Source organism: Micromonospora yangpuensis (genome assembly GCF_900091615.1).
Taxonomy (GTDB): Bacteria; Actinomycetota; Actinomycetes; order Mycobacteriales; family Micromonosporaceae; genus Micromonospora; species Micromonospora yangpuensis.
This window is the reverse complement of the sequence record NZ_FMIA01000002.1, coordinates 2,575,175-2,594,886: the sequence shown is the minus strand read 5'-3', so window position 1 is coordinate 2,594,886 and position 19,712 is coordinate 2,575,175. Positions and strand designations below refer to the sequence as shown.

The window sequence follows — 19,712 nt, the reverse complement described above, 5'->3', positions numbered from 1 at the left end:
CCATCTTTCGGACACGAACTGACAGATGTCCATCACGACCATCCGTACGGGCCGCCCAGGTCCACGGATCACCGTCGGCCGCGCCGAATTCGGCTTCCGTACCGACGGATCGGGAAGGCCGGGCACGACGGGCAGGTCAGGGCCGGTGTGACCGCGACCGACGGATCGGGCCGAGTGTCACGCGCTGACCGCCGGGCCGTCACCGCACGGCATCAGGCGGCCCGTCCGGCGGTGGTGGCCGGGCGACGTCACCGTGGGCTGGCGTAGGCCAGAGCGAGGGCGGTCGGCTGGCCGTCCCAGGTGCCGGTGAGCACGGGGGCGTCCGCCGGCAGGGAACGGTCGGCACCCAACCGCCGGCACACGGTCAACTCGACCGCGTCGGTGACCACGACGGCCGGATCGGCGTCCACCACCCGCAGTACGGCACCCACCTGCGGTACGGCGGCGGGCCCGGCACCGACCACGGCGACGGTCATGCTCGGGGCGCGGTACTCCCGCCCGCCGTCGGACTCGAAGTACTCCGACGCCTGGCCGGTGCCGGCGAGCACCGCCGAGGCCAGCGCGGCGGCGTAGACGGGGTCACCGATGGCGTCGTACACCCAGCGTCGCCCGAGCACCGTGTGGTCGGCGACCCCGATCAGATGACCGTCGGCGCCCTCGATCGGGGCGTCCCGGTAGGTGAGCGGCACCTGGTGGACCGGCCCCTCCCCGGTGCGCACCAGCAGGGTCTCGATGCCCACCTGGCCGGCCGGGTCGTCGAACCGGTACGCGGCCACCCGGTCGACGGTCCGGCCGACCCGACCGTGGAACCACTCCCGACCGGGCATCCAGGCGGCCAGCAGCTCGAACTTGGTGGGACGCAGTTCAGCGCGGTGAAGCAGAGCCATGCCCAACGAGGGTAGGCGCTGTCCCCCCGTCGCGGGGGGCGGCCGGGTCAGGACGGCCAGGCGTCGGAGAGCAACGTACGGGTGTCGGTGAGCAACTGCGGGAGGACCTTCGTCCGGCCGATCACCGGCATGAAGTTGGCGTCCCCACCCCAGCGCGGTACGACGTGCTGGTGCAGGTGGGCGGCGATCCCGGCACCGGCCACCCCACCCTGGTTCATCCCCAGGTTGAAGCCGTGGGCGCTGCTGGCCTGGCGGACCACCCGCATCGCGGTCTGGGTGTAGGTGCCCAGCTCGACGGTCTCCTCGGCGGTCAGGTCGGTGTAGTCGGCGACGTGCCGGTACGGGCATACCAACAGGTGCCCCGGGTTGTACGGGTACAGGTTGAGCACCACGAAGACGTGCTCGCCCCTGGCCACGACCAGGCTTTCCGGCTCGGGGCGGCCCGGCGCGAGGCAGAACGGGCAACCGGTCGGCTTCTCGTACCCACCCTCGGGGCGGTCCGCCCCGGAGATGTAGGTCATCCGGTGTGGTGTCCAGAGCCGATCCAGCCCGTCGGCCATGCCGCTGTCCGTGTGCCGTTCCGCCCCTGTCACGCCCCCGATCCTACGTTCCGCCACCGGACCACCCCCGTGCCCCGTCCCACCGTCCCACCTTAAGGAAGGGCCCCTTGTTAACGCGGCTGCGTGAGAGGGGAACCCCTCTCTACCGAATGCGTTAACAGGGGGCCCTTCCTTACACCTCAGGCGGAGGGGCCGGTGTTGGTGCGGGTGCGGACCACGTCGAGGACGTGGGTGACCGCCTCGTCGATCGGTACGCCGTTGCGCTGGGAGCCGTCGCGGTAGCGGAAGGAGACCGTGCCGGCGGCCACGTCGTCGTCGCCGGCGATCACCATGAACGGGATCTTCTGCTGCTGGGCGGTGCGGATCTTCTTCTGCATCCGGTCGTCGCCGGTGTCGACCTGGGCCCGGATGCCCTCGGCGCGCAGCGCCGCGACGAAGCCGTCCAGGTGTTCGGTGTGCTCCTCGCGGATCGGGATGCCGACCACCTGCACCGGGGCCAGCCAGGCCGGGAACGCACCGGCGTAGTGCTCGGTGAGCACCCCGAAGAACCGCTCGATCGAGCCGAAGAGCGCCCGGTGGATCATCACCGGCCGCTGCCGGCTGCCGTCGGCGGCCTGGTACTCCAGGCCGAAGCGCTCCGGCAGGTTGAAGTCGACCTGGATGGTGGACATCTGCCAGGTCCGCCCGATGGCGTCCTTGACCTGCACGGAGATCTTCGGGCCGTAGAAGGCCGCACCCTCCGGGTCGGGCACCAGGGCCAGCCCGGACTCCTCGGCGGCCGAGCGCAGCGCCTCGGTGGCCCGCTCCCAGTTCTCGTCGGTGCCTACCGACTTCGCCGGGTTGCGGGTGGACAGCTCAAGGTAGAAGTCGTCCATGCCGTAGTCGCCCAGCAGTTCGAGGACGAAGGCGAGCAGCGACTTCAGCTCGCCGGCCATCTGCTCCTCGGTGCAGAAGATGTGCGCGTCGTCCTGGGTCATGCCCCGGACCCGGGTCAGGCCGTGCACCACGCCGGACTTCTCGTACCGGTAGACCGTGCCGAACTCGAACATCCGCAACGGCAGCTCCCGGTAGGACCGGCCCCGGGAGCGGAAGATCAGGTCGTGCATCGGGCAGTTCATCGGCTTGAGGTAGTAGTTCGCGCCGTCGACCTCCATCGGCGGGAACATGCCGTCGGCGTACCAGTCGAGGTGCCCGGAGACCTCGTACAGGTTGCCCTTGGTGATGTGCGGGGTGTTGACGAAGGCGTACCCGGCCTGCTCGTGCTTGATCCGGGAGTAGTTCTCCATCTCCCGGCGGATGATGCCGCCCTTGGGGTGGAAGACCGGCAGGCCGGAGCCCAGCTCGTCGGGGAAGCTGAACAGGTCCAGGTCCGCGCCGAGCTTGCGGTGGTCGCGCCGGGCGGCCTCCTCCAACAGCTTCAGGTACGCCTTCAGCGCGTCCCGGGTCGGCCAGGCGGTGCCGTAGACCCGCTGCAGCTGCGGGTTCTTCTCCGACCCGCGCCAGTACGCGGCGGCCGAGCGCATCAGCTTGAACGCCCCGATCAGTCGGGTGTTCGGCAGGTGCGGGCCCCGGCACAGGTCCGACCAGCAGACCTTCTCCTCGTTCGCGGCGAGGTTGTCGTAGATGGTCAGCTCGCCGCCGCCGACCTCCATCACCTCGGCGGTGTCCAGTCCCTCGCCCTTGACCTCGATCAACTCCAGCTTGAACGGCTCGGCGGCCAACTCGGCCCGCGCCTCGTCCAGGCTGTCGAAGCGGCGGCGGCGGAACCGCTGCCCGGACTTGACGATCTCCTGCATCCGCTTCTCGATCTTCGCCAGGTCGTCGGGCTGGAACGGCTTGTCCACGGCGAAGTCGTAGTAGAAGCCGTTCTCGATCGGTGGACCGATGCCGAGCTTCGCGTCGGCGAAGACGTCCTGCACCGCCTGGGCGAGCACGTGCGCGGTGGAGTGGCGCAGCACGTCCAACCCGTCCGGGGTGTCGATGGCGACCGGCTCGACGGTGGTCTCCTGGGCCGGGGCCCAGTCCAGGTCGCGTAGCTGGCCCTGCGGATCGCGGACCACCACGATCGCCTTCGGGCCGCTCGCGGGCAGCCCGGCAGCGGCCACCGCGTCGGCCGCCGTCGTCCCGGCGGCGACGACGACGGGGTCGGCCACTACGGGGGTACGGGGTGCGGACACGGTGACTCCTCCAGGGACAGGCGACGGTGGCAGCCGGTGATCGGCCGCTAGAGATGCTATCGGTCGCCGGTTCCGGCACCGCCGGGGCCGCCGTCGGAGTTACATTCGGTAACGTGACCACCACGGATGTGCGCGGCGTGTTGGAACGCCGGTACCGCTCCTACGCCGCCGGCCGCCCGGCTACCCCGTTCGCGATCACCTCCGACGGCGGGCCGGGGCACGTGATCGGGGCGGGCGAGCCGGCGTTCACCATCACCGTCGCCGACGCCCGGGGCGCGCGGGCGCTGGCCAGCCTGGACCAGTTCGGTGTCGCCGTGTCGTACCTGCGGGGGTGGCTGGACGTCGACGGCGACGTGGCCGCCGCGCTGCGGATGCGTGACTTCTTCACCGACCTGCACCCGCTGGCCTGGGCGGCCCGCTTCGCCCCGGCACTGCTGCGCCCCGGCCGACGGCAGGCCGCCGACGACCGGGACATCGCACACCACTACGACGAGGATCCGGACTTCTTCCTGACGTTCCTCGACACCCGGCACCGCTGCTACACCGAGGGGGTCTTCGCCGCCGACGACGAGCCGTTGGAGGACGCGGTGACCCGCAAGTTGGACCTCGCCCTGACGGCGATCGGGGTCGGACCGGGTGACCACGTGCTGGAGGTCGGGGGTGGCTGGGGGGCGTTCGCCGAGCACGCCGCCCGCCGGGGGATCAACGTCACCACGCTGACCCTGTCGGTGGAGTCGGAACGGTTCCTCAACTCGTTGTTCGAGCGGGAGGGGCTGGAGGTCCGGGTGATCCGGGAGCACCTGCTGGGCCACACCCCGGACCGGCGCTACGACGCGGTGGTCAACATGGGGGTCACCGAGCACCTGCCCGACTACCGCCGCACCCTGCGCGCGTACGCCCGCGCGTTGCGCCCGGGTGGGCGGGTCTACTGCGACGCGCTGGCGATGCGCCGCAAGCACAGCGCGTCGACCTTCATGAAGCGCTACATCTACCCCGGCTCGTCCACCCCGCTGCTGCTGCACCAGTACCTGCGGCACGTGGCACGTTCCCCCTTCGAGCTGTTGAGCATCGCCGACGACCGGCACAACTACCACCTGACCTGCCGGGAGTGGGCCCGGCGGCTGGACGCCGCCCGCGACGAGATCGTCCAACGCTGGGGCGATCCGCTGTACCGCCGGTTCCGGCTGTTCCTCTGGGGCTCGGCCGCCGGCTTCGACACCGGCCTGGTCCAGGCCTACCGCTGGGTCCTCCACCTCCCCTGAAAGGAAGGGTCCCCTGTTAACGCTTCCGGTATAGCGGGGCACCCTTCTCACCGCGCCAGGGCGACTTGCCGCGCCGGGGCGACCCATCACGTCGGGGCAGCCCTCCCACCGGGCCAGCGCAACCCACCGGGCCAGCGCAACCCACCGGGCCAGCGTTGACCCACCGGGCCAGCGCGACCCACCGGGCCAGCGTTGACCCACCGGGTCGGGGTGGCGATTGAACCTTTCGGGCCCGCCATCCGAACTACCTCGTGGGGCCGGAGTCGGTACGCCCCGCCTGGACACCGATGGGGAGGCCGAACACGATGACCCGTAGCGACAGCCAGCGGAGCCGGGCCGGGGCGCTGACCGCGTTGGCCGTCGCCGTGGTGGGGGTGCTGGGCTGGCCCGGCGCGGCCTGGGCGGCTGACGTCACGAGCACGCCCGGACAGGCCAGGCAGGGCGACCCGGTGAAGTTCGAGATCGTCGTCCCCGAGGAGCGCCCGGGAGCCCGGACCAGCAAGGTGGAGCTGCGCCTGCCGACGGCGTACCCGATCGGTGAGGCGTACCCGATGTCGGTCGACGGGTGGGCGCCGCAGATCACCACCCGGAAGCTGGACGAGCCGGTGGCGAGCATCCACGGCCCCCTGGTGGACACGGTCACCGCTGCGGTGACCTGGACCCGGGTCGGCTCGGCGACGACCGGGCCGAACCGGTTCGCGGTCTCGATGGGGCCGCTGCCACAGGCCGAACGGATGACCTTCGAGGTGGTGCAGACCTACTCCGACAAGACGGTGGTGCGCTGGGCCGACCCGGCCGGCGGTGCGCACCCGGCACCGGTGCTGGCGCTGCTTCCGGCGGCACCCGGCGGCGGGGCCGACACCGGTGGCGGACACGGCGCCCATCCCACGCTGAGCACCCGCCTCGCCGAGCCGCACGAGTACGGCGGCTCGGCCCTCTACGAGCCGGAGGAGGGTGGCTGGTTGACCGCCGACCTGCTGCTCGGCGGCGGGCTGGTCGCCGGCCTGGGCGGCGGGGCCGCAGCCGGCTGGCTGGGCACCCGCTGGCTGCGGCGTAGAAGAGACACCACCGGCGAAGACGACCCGAAGAGCGGCGAGACGCAGGGCAACGACGAAGGCACCGCCGCGGGCAGCACGGCGGAGACCGCCCCGACCGACACGGCAACGACCCCAGCCGACACGAAAGCAGCCCCGGCCGACACGGCAACGACGCCAGCCGACACGGCGACGACCCCGGCCGACACGAAAGCGACCCCCGCCGAGACGAAAGCCACGCCGGCCGAGCCGGTAACCCCGGCCGACACGGTAACCCCAGCCGATGCGGAAGCCGCTCCCGCCAGCCCGGAGGCGACCCCCGCCGCCCCGGGAACAGCCCCCGCCGGCGAGGCGGCCGTCGCCCGGTGAGGCCTCAGGCCACCCAGGCCGGCAACGCCTCCCGGTGGGCCACCCACTCCGTGGGCACCCCGCCGGGGGTGCCCACCCCGGTGTACCCGGCCACCACTGCACCGACGATGGCGGCGGTGGTGTCGACGTCGCCGCCCGCCTCGACGCAGGAGCGGATCGCCGCCGGATAGTCGTCCAGGAAGGTGGCGGCGACCCAGCAGGTGAAGGGGACGGTGTCCGGGGCGGTGACCCGGGCGCCGTTGCCGAGTACGGCGGCGGCCTCGGCGACCGGACGACCCAGCAGCGGTACGGCTCGGCGTACCCCGTGGTGGACCCGGGTGGTGGGGTCGAGCGCGGCGGCCACCGCGGCGAGCAGGCGGGCCGGCGTCGGGCGGTCGCCGTCCAGGCGGGCCCGGGCGGCCAGGGCGGCGGCGACGGCGACCGCCACCGCGCCGGCGATCCCCTCCGGGTGGGCGTGGGTCACCTCGGCGCTGACCCGGGCCTGCGCGGCGGCCCGGCTTGTCGAGTCGGCGAAGTACGCGCCGAGCGGGCCGACCCGCATCGCCGCGCCGTTGCCCCACGAACCCTGCCCGTCGAAGGCGGCAGCGGCGGCCACCGGCCAGGGCGTGCCGGTACGGATCAGGCGCAGGACGGTCACCGCGCCCGGTCCGTACCCCCGGTACGGCTCACAGCGCTCGGCGAAGACCCGGGCCAGCCGGTCGGGGTCGATCCGGCCGATCTCGGCCAACTCGGCCACCACCGAGCAGGCCATCTCGGTGTCGTCGGTCCACTGCCAGGGCGGCGGTGGCAGGTGCCCGGCGGCCAGCTCCCCCGGGTGGCGGCCCGGCACGAAGAACTGCGAGCCCAGGGCGTCACCGACCGACAGGCCGGCCAGGGCGTCCCGGGCCAGGCTCAGGCGGCTGTCGGCGAACAGGGTGAAAGTCATGTCCGGTTCAGCTTGCCCGCCCGGCGGGTGTGCCGCAACGCGGTCGACTTGCCACGGGAAGTACCGTCTTGACGTGGCCACCGTGCTCCTGGTCGAAGACGACCACGTCGTACGCGGCGCGATGCTGCGATCCCTCACCGACCGGGGACACGCCGTGCACGCCGTGGGTACGGCGCTGGACGCGCTGCGGCGGGTCGCCGCGGAAGCTCCCGACCTGGTCGTGCTCGACCTGGGCCTGCCCGACCTGGACGGCTCCGACGCCCTGCGGATGCTGCGCGGCATCACCGACGTACCGATCATCATCGCCACCGCCCGGGACGACGAGCAGTCGGTGGTCCGGTTGCTGCGGGCCGGTGCCGACGACTACATGGTCAAGCCGTTCACCGGCGCGCACCTGGATGCCCGGATCACCACGGTGCTGCGCCGGGCCGGGCGGGCCAGCCGGACCGTCGCCCCGGCCGTACACACCGTCGGCGGGCTCAAGGTCGACGTCGGTGAGCGCAGCGCGCAGCTGGACGGGGCGTCGCTGGCGCTCACCCGCAAGGAATTCGACCTGTTGGCCTATCTCGCCGCCCGGCCCGGCCGGGTGGTGTCCCGGCGCGAACTCTTGGAGGAGGTATGGCGCCAGCCGTCGGTAGGCGAGGACCAGACCATCGACGTTCACCTGTACTGGCTCCGCCGCAAAATGGGCGAGTCCGCGGCGAAGCCGCGATACCTGCGCACCGTGCGGGGGGTCGGCTTCCGGTTGGTGGCACCGGACTGAGGGCCGCGCTGGCCCTGCTCACGGCCGGCATGTGCACGCTCATCGCACTGGCCTCCCTGGTGCCGCTCGGGCTCAACCTGCGCGAGCAGGCGCGCGAGGACGCCATCGCCGACGCCGCCCGACGCAGCGCGCTGGTCACCGGCGCGTTGGCGGTGAGCACCGACGCGGCGGTGGTCGACCGGGCCGTCGCGGCCACCGGCGGCGACCCGGCCACCCGGCCTGTCGTACACGGGTTGGCTGCCGAACCGGCCGGTGCGCGGGCGGCCGCGGCGGACCTGGAGCGGGCCGTGGCCGACCGGCGTTCGTTGGTGGCGCAGGTCGAGGGTGGCGTGGTCCGGCTCGATCCGGTGGTGCGCGGCGACACCGTCGCGGTGGTCGAGGTCTTCGTGCCCGACGCGGCCCTGACCGACGGGGTGACCGACGTCTGGTGGCTGCTGGCCGCGGTGGCCGCCGCGCTGGTGGCCGCCGCGGTCATCGTGGTGGACCGGGTCGCCGCCCGCGCGGTCGACTCGGCCCGGGGGCTGGTCAAGGCGGCGCTCGCGGTGGGTGACGGCGACCTCGGGGTACGCATCGAGCCCAGCGGCCCCCGGGAGCTGGCCGAGGCCGGGTACGCGTTCAACCGGATGGCCGACCGGCTGGTGGTCTCCCGCACCGACGAGCGGGAACTGGTGGCGGACCTGTCGCACCGGCTGCGTACCCCGCTGACCGTGCTGCGGCTGGACGCCGAGGCGCTGGAGTCCGACGACACCAGCGTCGGCGCGTTCAGCGAGGCGGAGCTGGACCGCCGCCGGGGCATCCGCCGGATCCGGCAGGCCATCGTCACCCTGGAAGGCGAGATCGACGAGCTGATCAAGACCACCCGCAAGACGGTCGCCCAGGAGACCGCACCGGCGATGTGTGACGTCAGCGAGGTGGTGCGGGACCGGATGGTGTTCTGGGCGGCACTCGCCGGCGACCAGCACCGGCCGCACCGGGTCAGCGGGGCGCAGCTGCGGATCCCGGCGCCGGTCGCCCGCGCCGAACTCGCCGCCGCCCTGGACGCGGTGATCGGCAACGTCTTCCGCTACACCCCGCAGGGTACGGCGTTCGAGGTGGCCGTCTCCCGCCGCGACGGGTACGTGGCGATCCGGATCGACGACGCCGGCCCCGGGATCAGCGACCCGGACCGGGCGCTGCGCCGGGGGGCCAGCGACCAGGGCTCCACCGGCCTGGGGCTGGACATCGCCAAGCGGGTGGCGTTGCAGGCCAACGGTTCGGTGAGCATCGACCGGGCCCGGCTCGGCGGGGCCAGCGTGGTGATGCTGCTTACCGATCCGGAGGCGACCCCCCGGCAGGTCAACCGGTTCGGCCTGGTCGGCCGGATGACGCGGGAGGCCCGGGAGCAGAAGTCCGCCGGCCGCCGCTGGCCCCGGCAGCGCCCGTCCGGACGCTGAGGACCATCGCTCGTGGTGCGGTGCGGCGAGCGCTCGTTGTGCGGTAACGCAAGTCTTTCTTAGATCCGGCTTAACCGGCGTCCGCCGGCCCGGTCTCGGTGACAGGATCTTCGAGAACCCATCAGTTCCACCGGCCAACGGCCTGTCACCCACCGGCCGGTGCAGCCGCGCGCGCGGCGGGAGCGCGGTCCCCCACACCTGCTCCCGTCGCGCGCGCCAGCAACACTCCGGCTCGTGCGGGCAACGCCCGCGACAGGTTTCACGGCTGGGTGCCCACCACCGGTCCGGCTCAGCCGGCAGCGGTGGCCAGGTAGCCGGCGATCTCGGTGCGCAGCCGCTGCTGCTCGGCCGGGGCGAGGAACGAGGCGTTCACCGCCTCCTCGGCCAGCGCGGCCACCCCTTGCGGGCCGAGGTCGAGCAGGCGGGCAGCCACCGCGTACTCGTCGTTGAGCGTGGTGCCGAACATCGGTGGGTCGTCGGAGTTGATGGTGACCGGAACACCGGCCTCGACCAGTCGGGACAGCGGGTGCTCGGCGAGGTCGGCCACCGCCCGGGTCCGGACGTTGGAGGTGGGGCAGACCTCCAGCACGATCCGCTGCTCGGCGAGGTGCCGCATCAGCTCGGGGTCGGCGGCGGCGGAGATGCCGTGCCCGATCCGCTCGGCGCCCAGATGACGCAGCGCGTCCCAGATCGTCTCCGGCCCGGTGGTCTCCCCCGCGTGCGGCACGCTGTGCAGCCCGGCCGCCCTGGCCTGGTCGAAGTACGGCTTGAACTGCGGCCGGGGCACCCCGATCTCCGGACCGCCCAGACCGAAGCTGACCAACCCGTCCGGCCGCTCGTCCAGGGCGATCCGCAGGGTCTCCTCGGCGGCCGGCAGCCCGGCCTCGCCGGGGATGTCGAAGCACCAGCGCAGCACGATCCCGAAGTCGGCCTCGGCGCTCTTGCGGGCATCCTCGATGGCCTCGCAGAACGCCGGGGCGGGGATGCCCCGCCGCACGTGGGAGTAGGGCGTGACGGTCAACTCGGCGTAGCGGACCTGCTGCCGGGCCAGTTCGCGGGCCACCTCGTGGGTGAGCAGCCAGACGTCCTGCTGGTCGCGGATCAGGTCCACCACACTCAGGTAGACCTCGATGAAGTGGGCGAAGTCGCGGAAGGCGAAGTAGTCGACGAGCGCGTCCGGATCGGCCGGCACCGGGCTGCGGCCCTCGTGCCGGGCGGCCAACTCGGCCACGATCCGCGGGGACGCGGAGCCGACGTGGTGCACGTGCAGCTCCGCCTTGGGCAGTCCGGCGATGAAGGTGGTCAGGTCGGTCACGGGACGCTCCTCTCTGCGGTGCAGCAGCCTACCCGCCGGGTCCCGGACGGGGCGTCCCGTCGACCGCCGGACCGGCTCGTGGTGCGCGGACCACGAGCGGATCACTAGGCTCTGTCGAATGGAACAACGAAACCTCACGCGACTCGGTAGGTCCGTCTCGGTGGTCGGCCTCGGGGCCTGGCAGCTCGGTGCCGACTGGGGGCAGGTAAGCGACGACACCGCGTCGGCCGTGCTGGGTGCCGCGGTGGACGCCGGGGTCACCTTCCTGGACACCGCCGACGTCTACGGTGACGGGCGCAGCGAGCAGCTGATCGGTCGGTTCCTGCGCGAACGTGGCGACGCGGGGTTGACCGTGGCCACCAAGATGGGCCGCCGGGTGCCGCAGACACCCGAGGCGTACACCCTGGAGAACTTCCGGGCCTGGACCGACCGGTCCCGGGCCAACCTCGGCATGGACCGGCTCGACCTGGTCCAGCTGCACTGCCCGCCGACCGCGGTCTTCGCCGACGACGCGGTCTTCGACGCGTTGGACACCCCGGTGGCCGAGGAGCGCCTCGCCGGGTACGGGGTAAGCGTCGAGACCTGCGACCAGGCGCTCACCGCCATCGCCCGGCCCGGGGTGGCCAGCGTGCAGATCATCCTCAACGCGGTACGCCTCAAGCCGCTGGAGCGCGTGCTGCCGGCCGCGGCGGCGGCCGGTGTCGGCATCATCGCCCGGGTGCCGCTGGCCAGTGGTCTGCTCTCCGGCCGGTACGACGAGCAGACCACCTTCCCCGCCGACGACCACCGCACCTTCAACCGGCACGGCGAGGCCTTCGACGTCGGCGAGACCTTCTCCGGCGTCGACTTCGACCGGGGGCTGGCCGTGGTGCGTCGACTGGTACCGCTGCTCGGCCCGGACCGGACGATGGCGCAGTTCGCCCTGCGCTGGATCATCGACCAGCCCGGCGTCACCGTGGTCATTCCCGGCGCCCGGGACGCCGACCAGGCCCGGCTCAACGCCGCCGCGGCGAAGCTGGCGCCGCTGTCCGAGGCGGAACTCGCGGCGGTCCGGGACACCTACGACGAGTTGGTCCGGCCGCAGGTGCACGACCGGTGGTGAACACCTCCGGCGTGGTGCCCCCCGGCGACGGCGGGCCGGGGCAGGCTGACCGGGACGGTGCGGTGGCCGCCACCGCCGGGAGGGAGGATCGGATGAGGGGCTGGCTCCCGCTGACGCTCGGGTTGCTGGCGGTGGTCGTCGGCGCGTTGTGGACGGTGCAGGGCCTCGGCTACGTCGGCGGCAGCATCATGAGCGACCAACTGATCTGGGCGGTGATCGGCCCGGTCCTGACGGTGGTCGGTCTGGTCGTGCTCCGGTGGGCGATGCGTGCCCGGCGCCGCCCCTGAGGCCACCGGCCCGGCCACCCGCCGGCCCGACAGCGGCCCGGCACGGCAGTGGCCCGGCACGGCGGCAGCACGGCACGGCACGGCACGTGGAAAGCCCCGCCTCCCGGTCGGGATGCGGGGCTTCGACGTGACCCGGCAGGCCGGATCGGTTCGGCGGCCGGCGGATGTCGGCCGGCGTCGCTCAGATCGGCCGGACCTGCTCAGCCTGCGGGCCCTTCTGACCCTGCGCGATCTCGAACTCCACCCGCTGGTTCTCCTCCAGCGACCGGTAGCCGCTGGACTGGATGGCCGAGAAGTGGACGAAGACGTCAGCACCCCCGCCGTCGACGGTGATGAAGCCGAAGCCCTTGTCTGCGTTGAACCACTTCACGGTTCCCTGCGCCATGTGTATCTCCTTCTAAAACTGGCGGCCGAGCACGCCGTGCGGCCGATTGGCCGTTTTCGAGCAGCGGTGCTCCGAGGCGGCTCCAGGTAAGGAGACCTCTCTCGATCCACGCCACTGTCAACGGCGTGGATCAGCAAACCACGTGCGCAAAAACTCCGCACAGCCTAACCGATGAAAGTCTCCGACATGTGACCTGACGGAGGCCTGAACGGCCAGGCATCGGGCGCGAGAAGACCCCCTCCACCGAAGTCCGGGAAGGGGGTCCACGCCGTCTGCCGGTCAGTCCGGCCAGTGCCCGGTCAGCCGGCGTACGCCCACCGCGCCGCCGCGGTCGACGGCCGCCCGGACCAGCGAGAAGATGGCCCCCTGCAGGGCCGCCGCCGCCAGCACCTCACCCCAGCCACGGTCCTCGTCGGTGGCGTTCGGGGCGTCGCCGTCACCGGCGGTCAGCTTCCACACCTGCCGGAAGACCGCGCCGGCCACCGCACCGGCGGCCAACCCGAGCACCACCCCGACGGGCTTGTAGACGGTCTTGTTGATGCCCTTGCTCACCTGCGCCTCCCCCGGACGATCAACAGCACGATCACGGTCGCCACCGCACCGGCCGCGACCGCCGCCCACGGTACGGGATTGCGCCGGACCAGTTCACCCTTCTCCTGCGCCTGGAACCGCGCCACCTCGGCGGTCTGCGCCGCCTGCCCGCGGACCCGGGCGACGGTCTGCGCGGCCTGCTCGCGTACCCGTTCCTTGGCCTGGTCGGCGGAGTCCTTCAACCGCGCCTTGACGTCGGCCTTGGCGGCCAGCGCCTCCATCGTCTCGCCGAGCTCCATCCGGGTACGGCGGATCTCCGCCCGCAGCGCCTCGGCGTCGCCGGTCCCGTTGCCGTTGCCGTTGCCCGTCATCGGTGTCCCCTGTCCCTGACCGCGGCGGTGACCGTGTCGACGTCCGCCCGGACGCTGTGCACCGCCGCCGCCGGCACCGGCGGGACCGCCTGGCTGACCTGCTTCTTGCCGGCCAGGGCGAGGATTCCGGCCACCACGAAGAGCACCACCGCGACGATCAGCGCGGCCAGCCACGGGGTGATCCAGGTGGCCAGCAGCAGCACCACGGCGGCGATCAACGCACCGAGCCCGTACAGCGCCAGCGCCCCACCGCCGCCGAAGAGCCCCACCCCGATGCCCGCGTGCTTGCCCTTCTCGGTCAACTCCGCCCGCGCCAGCGTCAGCTCGTCCCGGATCAGGCGGGAGACCTGCTCGGTGGCCCGCTGCACCAGCTCGGCGGTGGACGGCTCGACCTCTCCCCGGGGCGTTCGGGAATTCGCCACGTCAGCCATGCTGCCCTCCTTTCGTCATCACCGCGCTGTATGCCCGGAGTCGTCGCCCGTCAATCCTGCCCGGCGGGACCGTTCCGGGACGCCGAACCGCCGGTGCCCGCGGGAGCACCGGCAGCACCTCCCCGCCAGCGACCGGACCAAACCCGGCGACCGGCGCAGACCACCCGGAAGGGGTCGCCCCGGTCGGCTCAGCGCCGGCTCTCGACCCGTCCGTTCGAGGCACCGGACGCCGGGTCGTGGTGCTCGTCGGTCGGGGCGGGCTGCTCGGCGTCCCCGGTGCCGACGAGGGCCTCGGCCGGGGGATCGTCGTCGGTCGGCCCGACGAAGGCCTCGCTGCGGGCGTCGCCGTCGTCGCTGCCGCCGAAGATCCGGGCGTCGTCGGGCGGGTTCGCGGCGGCCGGGCGTCGGGCCGGCCGGCGGCCCTTGCGGTCCGGCCGGTCCCACTGCCAGGGCAGCGCGCTCGCCTCGTCGCCGATCTCGGTACGCATCCGGGGCAGGGCGTGCGGACGCTGGTCGCGTACCCAGGCCACCAGGTGTTCCCGGACCACACAGCGCAGGTCCCACAGGCTGCCGGCGTCCGCCGCGCTCACCAACGCCCGGATCTGGATCACGCCGCCGGTGGCGTCGACCACCTGCAGGACGCAGACCCGGCCGTCCCACAGGTCGGTGCCCTCGACGATCCGGCGCAACTCCTCCCGCATGGCCTGCACCGGCACCGCCCAGTCGACGTCGAACATGGCGGTGCCGAGCACGGCCGCCTCGGTCCGGGTCCAGTTCTGGAACGGGGTGCTGGTGAAGTACGAGGTGGGCAGGATCAGCCGACGGTCGTCCCAGATCTGCACCACCACGTAGCTGAGGGTCAGCTCCTCGATCCGGCCCCACTCCCCCTCGACCACCACCACGTCGTCGAGGCGTACCGCGTCGCTGAAGGCGAGCTGCAGGCCGGCGAAGACGTTGCCGAGCAGGCTCTGCGCGGCCAGGGCGGCGACCACACCGGCGACACCGGCGGAGGTCAGCACGCCGGCGCCGATGCCGCGCACCGAGGGGAAGGTCATCAACATCACGCCGACGGTCAGCACCACGATCACCACGATGGTGATCCGGCGCAGCATCACCACCTGGGTACGCACCCGGCGGGCGTGCCGGTTGTTCGGCACGTCCACCCGGAACCGGGCCAGCGCGGTGTCCTCCACCACCACCAGCAGCGAGGCGACCAGCCAGGCCGTGCTGGCGATCACGCAGAGTACGAGCAGGTGCAGGACAGCCTGCCGCCAGGCGGTGCCCACCGCGTACCCGGTGCTGAACCCGACGGCGAACTGGACGGCCAGCACCGCCCCGGCGACCTGGATGGACCGGTGGGCGTGCTCGGTGAGCTCGACCAGCAGCACCGAGCGGCGGCCAAGCCGCTGGAACACCCGGTGCATCACCTCGACCAGCAACAACGCGATCGCCGCCGCACCAAGCGCGGCGGCGATCGTCGTCAGGTACTCCTGCACGGGTTCCTCTCCTCCATCCGGACGGCCGTCGGGCAAAGGCCCAATGGTGCCCGGTGGACCCGGAATCGACCAGATCAGACCTTGCGGTACCGGGACTGGATGAAGCAGTAGACGCCGAAGGCGGCGATGCCCAGGGCGACGAGGACGAGCAGGATGCTGCCGTAGGGCTGGTCACGAAGGGTACGCAGGGCGGCGTCCAGGCCCCGGGCCTTCTCCGGGTCGTAGTTCACCGCGGCCACCACGACCAGCAGTCCGGAGACGGCGAAGGCGGAGCCACGGGCGGCGTACCCGGCCATGCCCAGCCGGCGGGCGAGCTGGCGGGTCTTGGCGTTCATCTCGTGGGTGTTGAGGTTCTTCTCGAACTTCTTCTTGATGCCGTAGATGGCCTGGCCGATGCCGATCCCGGCGACCACCAGACCGACGAACCCGACCAGCCAACGGCCGCCGGTGGACTCCATCAGGGAGGCGGTGAGGTCCTCCTGCTGGTCGGCGCTGCTGGAGTTGGCGCTGGAGAGGACCTTGTAGGCGGTGAAGGCGAACCAGAGGTAGACCAGGGTACGGGCGGCGGAGAGGCCCCGTTCCATGGTGCGCTTGTTGCCGTCCTGGCTGACGTGACCGACGGCGGCCTCGGTGGCCTGCCACAGGGCCATGGCCACCATGCCGACGGCGATGGCGATGACGATGAACTTGCCCATCGGCTGGGCGGCGAGGGTACGCAGGGCACCCGACTGGTCGCCGTCGTCGGACGAGCTGCCGAAGGCGATCTGCAGGGCCAACCAGGCGAACAGCAGGTGCACGACCCCGTAACCGATGAATCCGGCACGGGCGAGGAGTTTGAGCCACCGGCTGTTCGCCGCGCGGGAGGCGGTGGCTTCGGCGTTCCGGGTGAGAGACATGGCGCATCAATCTCCGAACGCGGAGATTTCCAAACGTGTCCCGCAGGGGTCGTCAGCTGCCCGGGTTCCGGGCGACGCGGATCTTGACCTGCTGGTCGGTGACCCCGTCGAGGGTGACCGAGAAGCCGGCGACCTCGGCCGCCTGCTGACCGATGGTCAGCGACAGCTGCTCGCCGGCGACCTCCACGGTCACCTGGTCGCCCTCGGCCCCGACCAGGCGGGTCTCCACGCCGAGGATGGTGGCGCTGGCCTCCACCCCCCGGTCGAAGGTGACCGTGCACGCGTCCAGGCCACAGTCGGTGGAGGCCCCCTCGGAGCTGCACCCGGCGAGCAGGGCGGCGCCGAGGGCGAGACCGGCCAGCAGCCCGGCGGTCCGGCGGAGGGGGTTCGGGGGGAAGTTCGTCACACGCCAAGGGTACGAGACGGACGCGAACGCCGGAACCACCACTGATCTTGAAAATGCGGCGGCTCGTCGATGCCCGATCCGGCCCGCTAGGGTCGGACGATGACGGATCGATCGGGCCCCGGAAGAGGTCGGCTGCTGCTCGCCGGTGTGCTGACCGTCGCCCTGCTGGCCGGAGTTGCCGGCTTCGGGTACTGGCGGGGGTGGTTCGCCGATCCCTCGGTCTCGGATGCCCCGCAGGCCCGGCCGGGAGATGTGGAGGTCCTGGCCACCGGTCTCGAAGCACCCTGGGGCCTGGCCTTCCTGCCGGACGGCTCGGCGCTGGTCACCGAGCGCGACAGCACCCGGATCCTCGCCCTGACCGACGGCCAGACCCGGGAGGTGGGGCGGGTGCCCGACGCCGCCCCCGGCGGCGAGGGTGGCCTGCTGGGCATCGCGGTCTCCCCCGACCACGCCCAGGACGGGTGGATCTACGTCTACTACACCACCGCCCAGGACAACCGGATCGCCCGGATGCAGGCCGGCGGCACCCCCGAGCCGGTCTTCACCGGGATCCCGCGGGCCTCGACGCACAACGGCGGCCGGATCGCCTTCGGGCCGGACGGGATGCTCTACGCCGGCACCGGCGACGCCGGCGACCGGGACAGCGCCCAGGACCGCGACTCGCTGGGCGGCAAGATCCTGCGGCTCACCCCGCAGGGGCAGCCCGCGCCCGGCAACCCGTTCGGCGACTCGCCGGTCTACAGCTACGGCCACCGCAACGTGCAGGGGCTGGCCTGGGACTCGGCGGGCACCCTCTTCGCGGCCGAGTTCGGCCAGAACCGGTACGACGAGCTGAACCGGATCACCCCCGGCGGCAACTACGGCTGGCCCGAGGTGGAGGGCGACTCCGACGACGAGCGGTACGAGGCGCCGGTGGCCACCTGGGCCACCGGTGACGCCTCCCCCAGCGGCATCGCCGTCGTCGACGACGAGGTGTGGATGGCGTGCCTGCGTGGGGAACGGCTGTACCGCCTCGGCACCGACGGGCAGAACGCCCAGGCGCTGCTGGTGGAGGAGTACGGGCGGCTGCGCCACGTCGCGCCCGCACCGGACGGCTCGCTGTGGGTGTTGACCAACAACCGGGACGGGCGTGGCTCACCCGGTGCCGACGACGACCGGATCCTGCGCCTGGAGCCCTGAGCAGGGCAGGGCAACCGGTCAGGCCGTGCCGGTGAGCAGTTCGGCGGCGGCGCGGGCACTGACCCGGGTGGCGCCGTGGGTGGCCAGGTGCACCCCGCCGACCACCAGCGCGGGCACCCCCAGCTCCACCACTACCGCGTCGGGGCGGGCGGCCAGCGCCCGCCCGACGGCTGCCCCCATCCAGCGGTGCCGGTGCAGGTCGCGCACGACCAGCACGACCGGCCGACCGGCGGCCCCGGCGGTCGGGTCGAAGGGCACCTCGGCCTCGGTGAACCGGACGGTGCGGGTGCCCGGCAGCAGCTCGGCGAGGGCGACGCCGATCCCCCACGGGGTCTCCGGCCCGATCGCGATGTTGCACGGCGGCTCGAACTCCACCACGTGTGCCGCCCCGGCCAGTGGCAGCCCGTCGGGTGCCCCGGTGACCCGGACCGCCCGACGCGCCGCCGTCAACCCGACCGGTGCCCGGTCGGCCGGTGCGGTGGCCGGTCCGGGGTGGACGGCCGGCGGCCGACGGCGGGCCCGCGCGGTGGCGCTCCAGGCGGCGAGGTGGCCGACCCGTTTGGCGGCTTCGGCCAGGCGTTCCTCGGGCAGTTCACCGGCGACGACCGCGGCGACGATGGCGTCGCGCAGGTGGCGGGCCGTCTCCTCGTCGGCGTGCTCGCCGCCGACACAGATCGCGTCGGCGCCGGCGGCCAGGGCCCGTACCGCCGCGCCGGCGAAGCCGTAGCGCCGGGTGACCGCCTGCATCTCGATCGCGTCGGTGACCACCACGCCCTCGAAGCCCAGCTCGTCGCGGAGCAGGGTGCCCAGGATCCGCCGGCTGAGGGTGGCCGGGAGAGCGGGGTCCAGCGCCGGCACCAGGAGGTGACCGGTCATCACCGCCTGCACCCCGGCGGCCACGGCGGCCCGGAACGGCAGCAGTTCGGTGCGCTCCAGCCGGGCCCGGTCGGCGTGGATCGTCGGCAGGTCGTGGTGGGAGTCCACCCGGGTGTCGCCGTGTCCGGGGAAGTGTTTGGCGCAGGCGGCCACCCCGCCGGCCTGGAGTCCGCGTACCCAGGCGGCGGTGTGCCGGGCGACCAGGGCGGGGTCGGCACCGAAGGCGCGTACCCCGATGACCGGGTTGCCGGGGTCGGCGTTGACGTCGGCGTCCGGGGCGTAGTTCAGGGTGACCCCGGCGGCGGCCAGCTCGGTGCCGAGGTCGTGGGCCACGGCCTCGGTCAGCGCCGGGTCGTCCACCACCCCGAGCGCCAGGTTGCCGGGCCGGGAGCTGCCTCGGGCCGACTCGAAGCGGGTGACGTCACCGGCCTCCTCGTCGACGGCGACCAGGACGTCGGGCCGCACCGACCGCAGGGCCGCGGTCAGCTGCGCCACCTGCGCTCCGTCGACGATGTTGCGGGCGAACAGGACCACCGAGCCGAGCCCCTCGTCGAGCCACCGGCAGACCCAGGGCGGGGGCGTGGTGCCGACGAAGCCGGGTTGCAGGACGGCGGCGGCCAGCGCGGTCAGCGCGCTGTTCGGCGCGGTCATGCCGCCGCCTCCCGCCTGCTCGGCGTGCGCCCGTCGGTCGGAAGGATCCCGTCGCTCATGCGGTGTCCGCACCCCCGTCCTCACCGGCCCCGCCGGTCGCCGCCGGCGCGGCCCTGCCATGGTCACACCGCGTCCCGAAATAGTCAAGAAACCTTACTGTTAGCCGGTGGCGACGGTCCGGCAACCGTGCGACAGTTCGACGATGGAGCCCACCAACCTGGCCGACGCCACCAGCGCGGCCGAGATCCCCGGCGTACGCCTGCTCGGCCTGGTGGTCGGCGGGCTGCTGCTGTTCGCCGCGATCCGGGCGATGTTCGGCCGCCGCTGATCCCCCGCCGCCGCCCGGTGCGGCAATCCGCACACCCCGGCGGTTTCG

20 protein-coding genes and 1 pseudogene are annotated in these 19,712 nt (G+C 72.9%); 8 read left to right on the top strand and 13 right to left on the bottom strand.

Going from position 1 to position 19,712, the window contains the following annotated elements; all coding sequences use genetic code 11:
- Positions 1-248: 248 nt before the first annotated feature.
- The 3 genes from GA0070617_RS11830 to thrS all read right to left on the bottom strand — a co-directional run bounded on the left by GA0070617_RS11830 (position 249) and on the right by thrS (position 3,624).
- Positions 249-887: a CG0192-related protein gene (locus tag GA0070617_RS11830; RefSeq protein WP_091436461.1), complete on the bottom strand. Its 639-nt coding sequence runs from the start codon at positions 885-887 to the stop codon at positions 249-251.
- Positions 888-934: 47 nt separating this feature from the next.
- Positions 935-1,447 carry an HIT family protein gene (locus GA0070617_RS11825; protein WP_091436459.1) on the bottom strand — a complete coding sequence of 171 codons (513 nt, stop codon included), beginning with the start codon at positions 1,445-1,447 and terminating at the stop codon, positions 935-937.
- Positions 1,448-1,626: 179 nt separating this feature from the next.
- On the bottom strand, positions 1,627-3,624 hold the full coding sequence (thrS, locus tag GA0070617_RS11820; RefSeq protein ID WP_091436457.1) for a threonine--tRNA ligase: 1,998 nt from the start codon (positions 3,622-3,624) through the stop codon (positions 1,627-1,629).
- Positions 3,625-3,737: 113 nt separating this feature from the next.
- Here thrS and GA0070617_RS11815 point away from each other — a divergent pair, with 113 nt between their 5' ends.
- The gene (locus tag GA0070617_RS11815) at positions 3,738-4,886 is read left to right on the top strand and encodes a class I SAM-dependent methyltransferase (RefSeq protein ID WP_229688304.1); all 1,149 of its coding nucleotides are present in this window, start codon (positions 3,738-3,740) and stop codon (positions 4,884-4,886) included.
- Between the two features lie 305 nt (positions 4,887-5,191).
- Positions 5,192-6,289, top strand: a complete 1,098-nt coding sequence (locus GA0070617_RS11810; protein ID WP_175440503.1) for a DUF1775 domain-containing protein — start codon at positions 5,192-5,194, stop codon at positions 6,287-6,289.
- Between the two features lie 4 nt (positions 6,290-6,293).
- Here the strand turns inward: GA0070617_RS11810 and GA0070617_RS11805 are convergent, their stop codons facing one another.
- Positions 6,294-7,214, bottom strand: coding sequence for an ADP-ribosylglycohydrolase family protein (locus GA0070617_RS11805; RefSeq protein ID WP_091436452.1), 921 nt, complete (start codon positions 7,212-7,214; stop codon positions 6,294-6,296).
- Between the two features lie 73 nt (positions 7,215-7,287).
- Here GA0070617_RS11805 and GA0070617_RS11800 point away from each other — a divergent pair, with 73 nt between their 5' ends.
- Positions 7,288-7,977, top strand: coding sequence for a response regulator transcription factor (locus GA0070617_RS11800; protein ID WP_091436450.1), 690 nt, complete (start codon positions 7,288-7,290; stop codon positions 7,975-7,977).
- A gap of 29 nt (positions 7,978-8,006) precedes the next feature.
- The gene (locus GA0070617_RS11795; RefSeq protein ID WP_091436448.1) at positions 8,007-9,410 is read left to right on the top strand and encodes a HAMP domain-containing sensor histidine kinase; all 1,404 of its coding nucleotides are present in this window, start codon (positions 8,007-8,009) and stop codon (positions 9,408-9,410) included.
- A gap of 289 nt (positions 9,411-9,699) precedes the next feature.
- On the opposite strand, the gene GA0070617_RS11790 is transcribed toward GA0070617_RS11795, so the two are convergent.
- Entirely contained in the window at positions 9,700-10,725 is a 1,026-nt protein-coding gene (locus tag GA0070617_RS11790) for an adenosine deaminase (protein WP_091436445.1), read from the bottom strand.
- A 118-nt stretch (positions 10,726-10,843) separates the two neighbouring features.
- Between GA0070617_RS11790 and GA0070617_RS11785 the strand changes: the two genes are divergently transcribed.
- Together GA0070617_RS11785 and GA0070617_RS11780 are read left to right on the top strand one after the other, a co-directional pair.
- Positions 10,844-11,827: an aldo/keto reductase gene (locus tag GA0070617_RS11785; RefSeq protein ID WP_091436443.1), complete on the top strand. Its 984-nt coding sequence runs from the start codon at positions 10,844-10,846 to the stop codon at positions 11,825-11,827.
- Between the two features lie 92 nt (positions 11,828-11,919).
- Complete coding sequence (locus GA0070617_RS11780) at positions 11,920-12,114, top strand: hypothetical protein (RefSeq protein WP_091446267.1); 195 nt, start codon at positions 11,920-11,922, stop codon at positions 12,112-12,114.
- Positions 12,115-12,295: 181 nt separating this feature from the next.
- Here the strand turns inward: GA0070617_RS11780 and GA0070617_RS11775 are convergent, their stop codons facing one another.
- The 7 genes and pseudogenes from GA0070617_RS11775 to GA0070617_RS11745 form a co-directional block, all read right to left on the bottom strand.
- On the bottom strand, positions 12,296-12,499 hold the full coding sequence (locus tag GA0070617_RS11775; protein ID WP_088962828.1) for a cold-shock protein: 204 nt from the start codon (positions 12,497-12,499) through the stop codon (positions 12,296-12,298).
- A gap of 279 nt (positions 12,500-12,778) precedes the next feature.
- On the bottom strand, positions 12,779-13,051 hold the full coding sequence (locus tag GA0070617_RS11770) for a DUF4235 domain-containing protein (RefSeq protein WP_091436439.1): 273 nt from the start codon (positions 13,049-13,051) through the stop codon (positions 12,779-12,781).
- Complete coding sequence (locus tag GA0070617_RS11765) at positions 13,048-13,401, bottom strand: DUF3618 domain-containing protein (protein WP_091436437.1); 354 nt, start codon at positions 13,399-13,401, stop codon at positions 13,048-13,050. The genes GA0070617_RS11770 and GA0070617_RS11765 overlap by 4 nt, the downstream gene beginning before the upstream one ends.
- Positions 13,398-13,832, bottom strand: a complete 435-nt coding sequence (locus GA0070617_RS11760; protein WP_091436434.1) for a phage holin family protein — start codon at positions 13,830-13,832, stop codon at positions 13,398-13,400. Before GA0070617_RS11760 ends, GA0070617_RS11765 begins: the two co-directional genes overlap by 4 nt.
- 290 nt (positions 13,833-14,122) lie before the next feature.
- Positions 14,123-15,328, bottom strand: a pseudogene (locus GA0070617_RS11755) (mechanosensitive ion channel family protein); the annotation flags it as partial.
- Between the two features lie 74 nt (positions 15,329-15,402).
- Positions 15,403-16,224 (bottom strand): DUF1206 domain-containing protein, encoded by an 822-nt coding sequence (locus tag GA0070617_RS11750; RefSeq protein ID WP_091436428.1) that lies wholly within the window; start codon positions 16,222-16,224, stop codon positions 15,403-15,405.
- Between the two features lie 52 nt (positions 16,225-16,276).
- Positions 16,277-16,630, bottom strand: a complete 354-nt coding sequence (locus tag GA0070617_RS11745) for a hypothetical protein (protein ID WP_091436426.1) — start codon at positions 16,628-16,630, stop codon at positions 16,277-16,279.
- A gap of 99 nt (positions 16,631-16,729) precedes the next feature.
- Here GA0070617_RS11745 and GA0070617_RS11740 point away from each other — a divergent pair, with 99 nt between their 5' ends.
- Positions 16,730-17,809 carry a PQQ-dependent sugar dehydrogenase gene (locus GA0070617_RS11740; RefSeq protein WP_091436424.1) on the top strand — a complete coding sequence of 360 codons (1,080 nt, stop codon included), beginning with the start codon at positions 16,730-16,732 and terminating at the stop codon, positions 17,807-17,809.
- 18 nt (positions 17,810-17,827) lie between these two features.
- Here GA0070617_RS11740 and GA0070617_RS11735 read toward each other — a convergent pair whose 3' ends face one another.
- The gene (locus GA0070617_RS11735) at positions 17,828-19,336 is read right to left on the bottom strand and encodes a glycoside hydrolase family 3 protein (RefSeq protein ID WP_091436422.1); all 1,509 of its coding nucleotides are present in this window, start codon (positions 19,334-19,336) and stop codon (positions 17,828-17,830) included.
- A 202-nt stretch (positions 19,337-19,538) separates the two neighbouring features.
- Between GA0070617_RS11735 and GA0070617_RS32020 the strand changes: the two genes are divergently transcribed.
- Positions 19,539-19,664: a hypothetical protein gene (locus GA0070617_RS32020; protein ID WP_268239678.1), complete on the top strand. Its 126-nt coding sequence runs from the start codon at positions 19,539-19,541 to the stop codon at positions 19,662-19,664.
- The last annotated feature ends 48 nt before the right edge of the window (positions 19,665-19,712 follow it).

Excerpts from the sequence above, each read along its gene's own strand:
- GA0070617_RS11775 (WP_088962828.1), bottom strand. The coding sequence starts at position 12,499 with ATGGCGCAGGGAACCGTGAAGTGGTTCAACGCAGACAAGGGCTTCGGC.
- GA0070617_RS11805 (WP_091436452.1), bottom strand. The coding sequence starts at position 7,214 with ATGACTTTCACCCTGTTCGCCGACAGCCGCCTGAGCCTGGCCCGGGAC.
- GA0070617_RS11780 (WP_091446267.1), top strand. The coding sequence starts at position 11,920 with ATGAGGGGCTGGCTCCCGCTGACGCTCGGGTTGCTGGCGGTGGTCGTC.
- GA0070617_RS11795 (WP_091436448.1), top strand. The coding sequence starts at position 8,007 with ATGTGCACGCTCATCGCACTGGCCTCCCTGGTGCCGCTCGGGCTCAAC.
- GA0070617_RS11760 (WP_091436434.1), bottom strand. The coding sequence starts at position 13,832 with ATGGCTGACGTGGCGAATTCCCGAACGCCCCGGGGAGAGGTCGAGCCG.
- GA0070617_RS11750 (WP_091436428.1), bottom strand. The coding sequence starts at position 16,224 with ATGTCTCTCACCCGGAACGCCGAAGCCACCGCCTCCCGCGCGGCGAAC.
- GA0070617_RS11810 (WP_175440503.1), top strand. The coding sequence starts at position 5,192 with ATGACCCGTAGCGACAGCCAGCGGAGCCGGGCCGGGGCGCTGACCGCG.
- GA0070617_RS11740 (WP_091436424.1), top strand. The coding sequence starts at position 16,730 with ATGACGGATCGATCGGGCCCCGGAAGAGGTCGGCTGCTGCTCGCCGGT.
- GA0070617_RS11825 (WP_091436459.1), bottom strand. The coding sequence starts at position 1,447 with ATGGCCGACGGGCTGGATCGGCTCTGGACACCACACCGGATGACCTAC.
- GA0070617_RS11765 (WP_091436437.1), bottom strand. The coding sequence starts at position 13,401 with ATGACGGGCAACGGCAACGGCAACGGGACCGGCGACGCCGAGGCGCTG.
- GA0070617_RS32020 (WP_268239678.1), top strand. The coding sequence starts at position 19,539 with ATGGAGCCCACCAACCTGGCCGACGCCACCAGCGCGGCCGAGATCCCC.
- GA0070617_RS11785 (WP_091436443.1), top strand. The coding sequence starts at position 10,844 with ATGGAACAACGAAACCTCACGCGACTCGGTAGGTCCGTCTCGGTGGTC.
- GA0070617_RS11830 (WP_091436461.1), bottom strand. The coding sequence starts at position 887 with ATGGCTCTGCTTCACCGCGCTGAACTGCGTCCCACCAAGTTCGAGCTG.
- GA0070617_RS11735 (WP_091436422.1), bottom strand. The coding sequence starts at position 19,336 with ATGACCGCGCCGAACAGCGCGCTGACCGCGCTGGCCGCCGCCGTCCTG.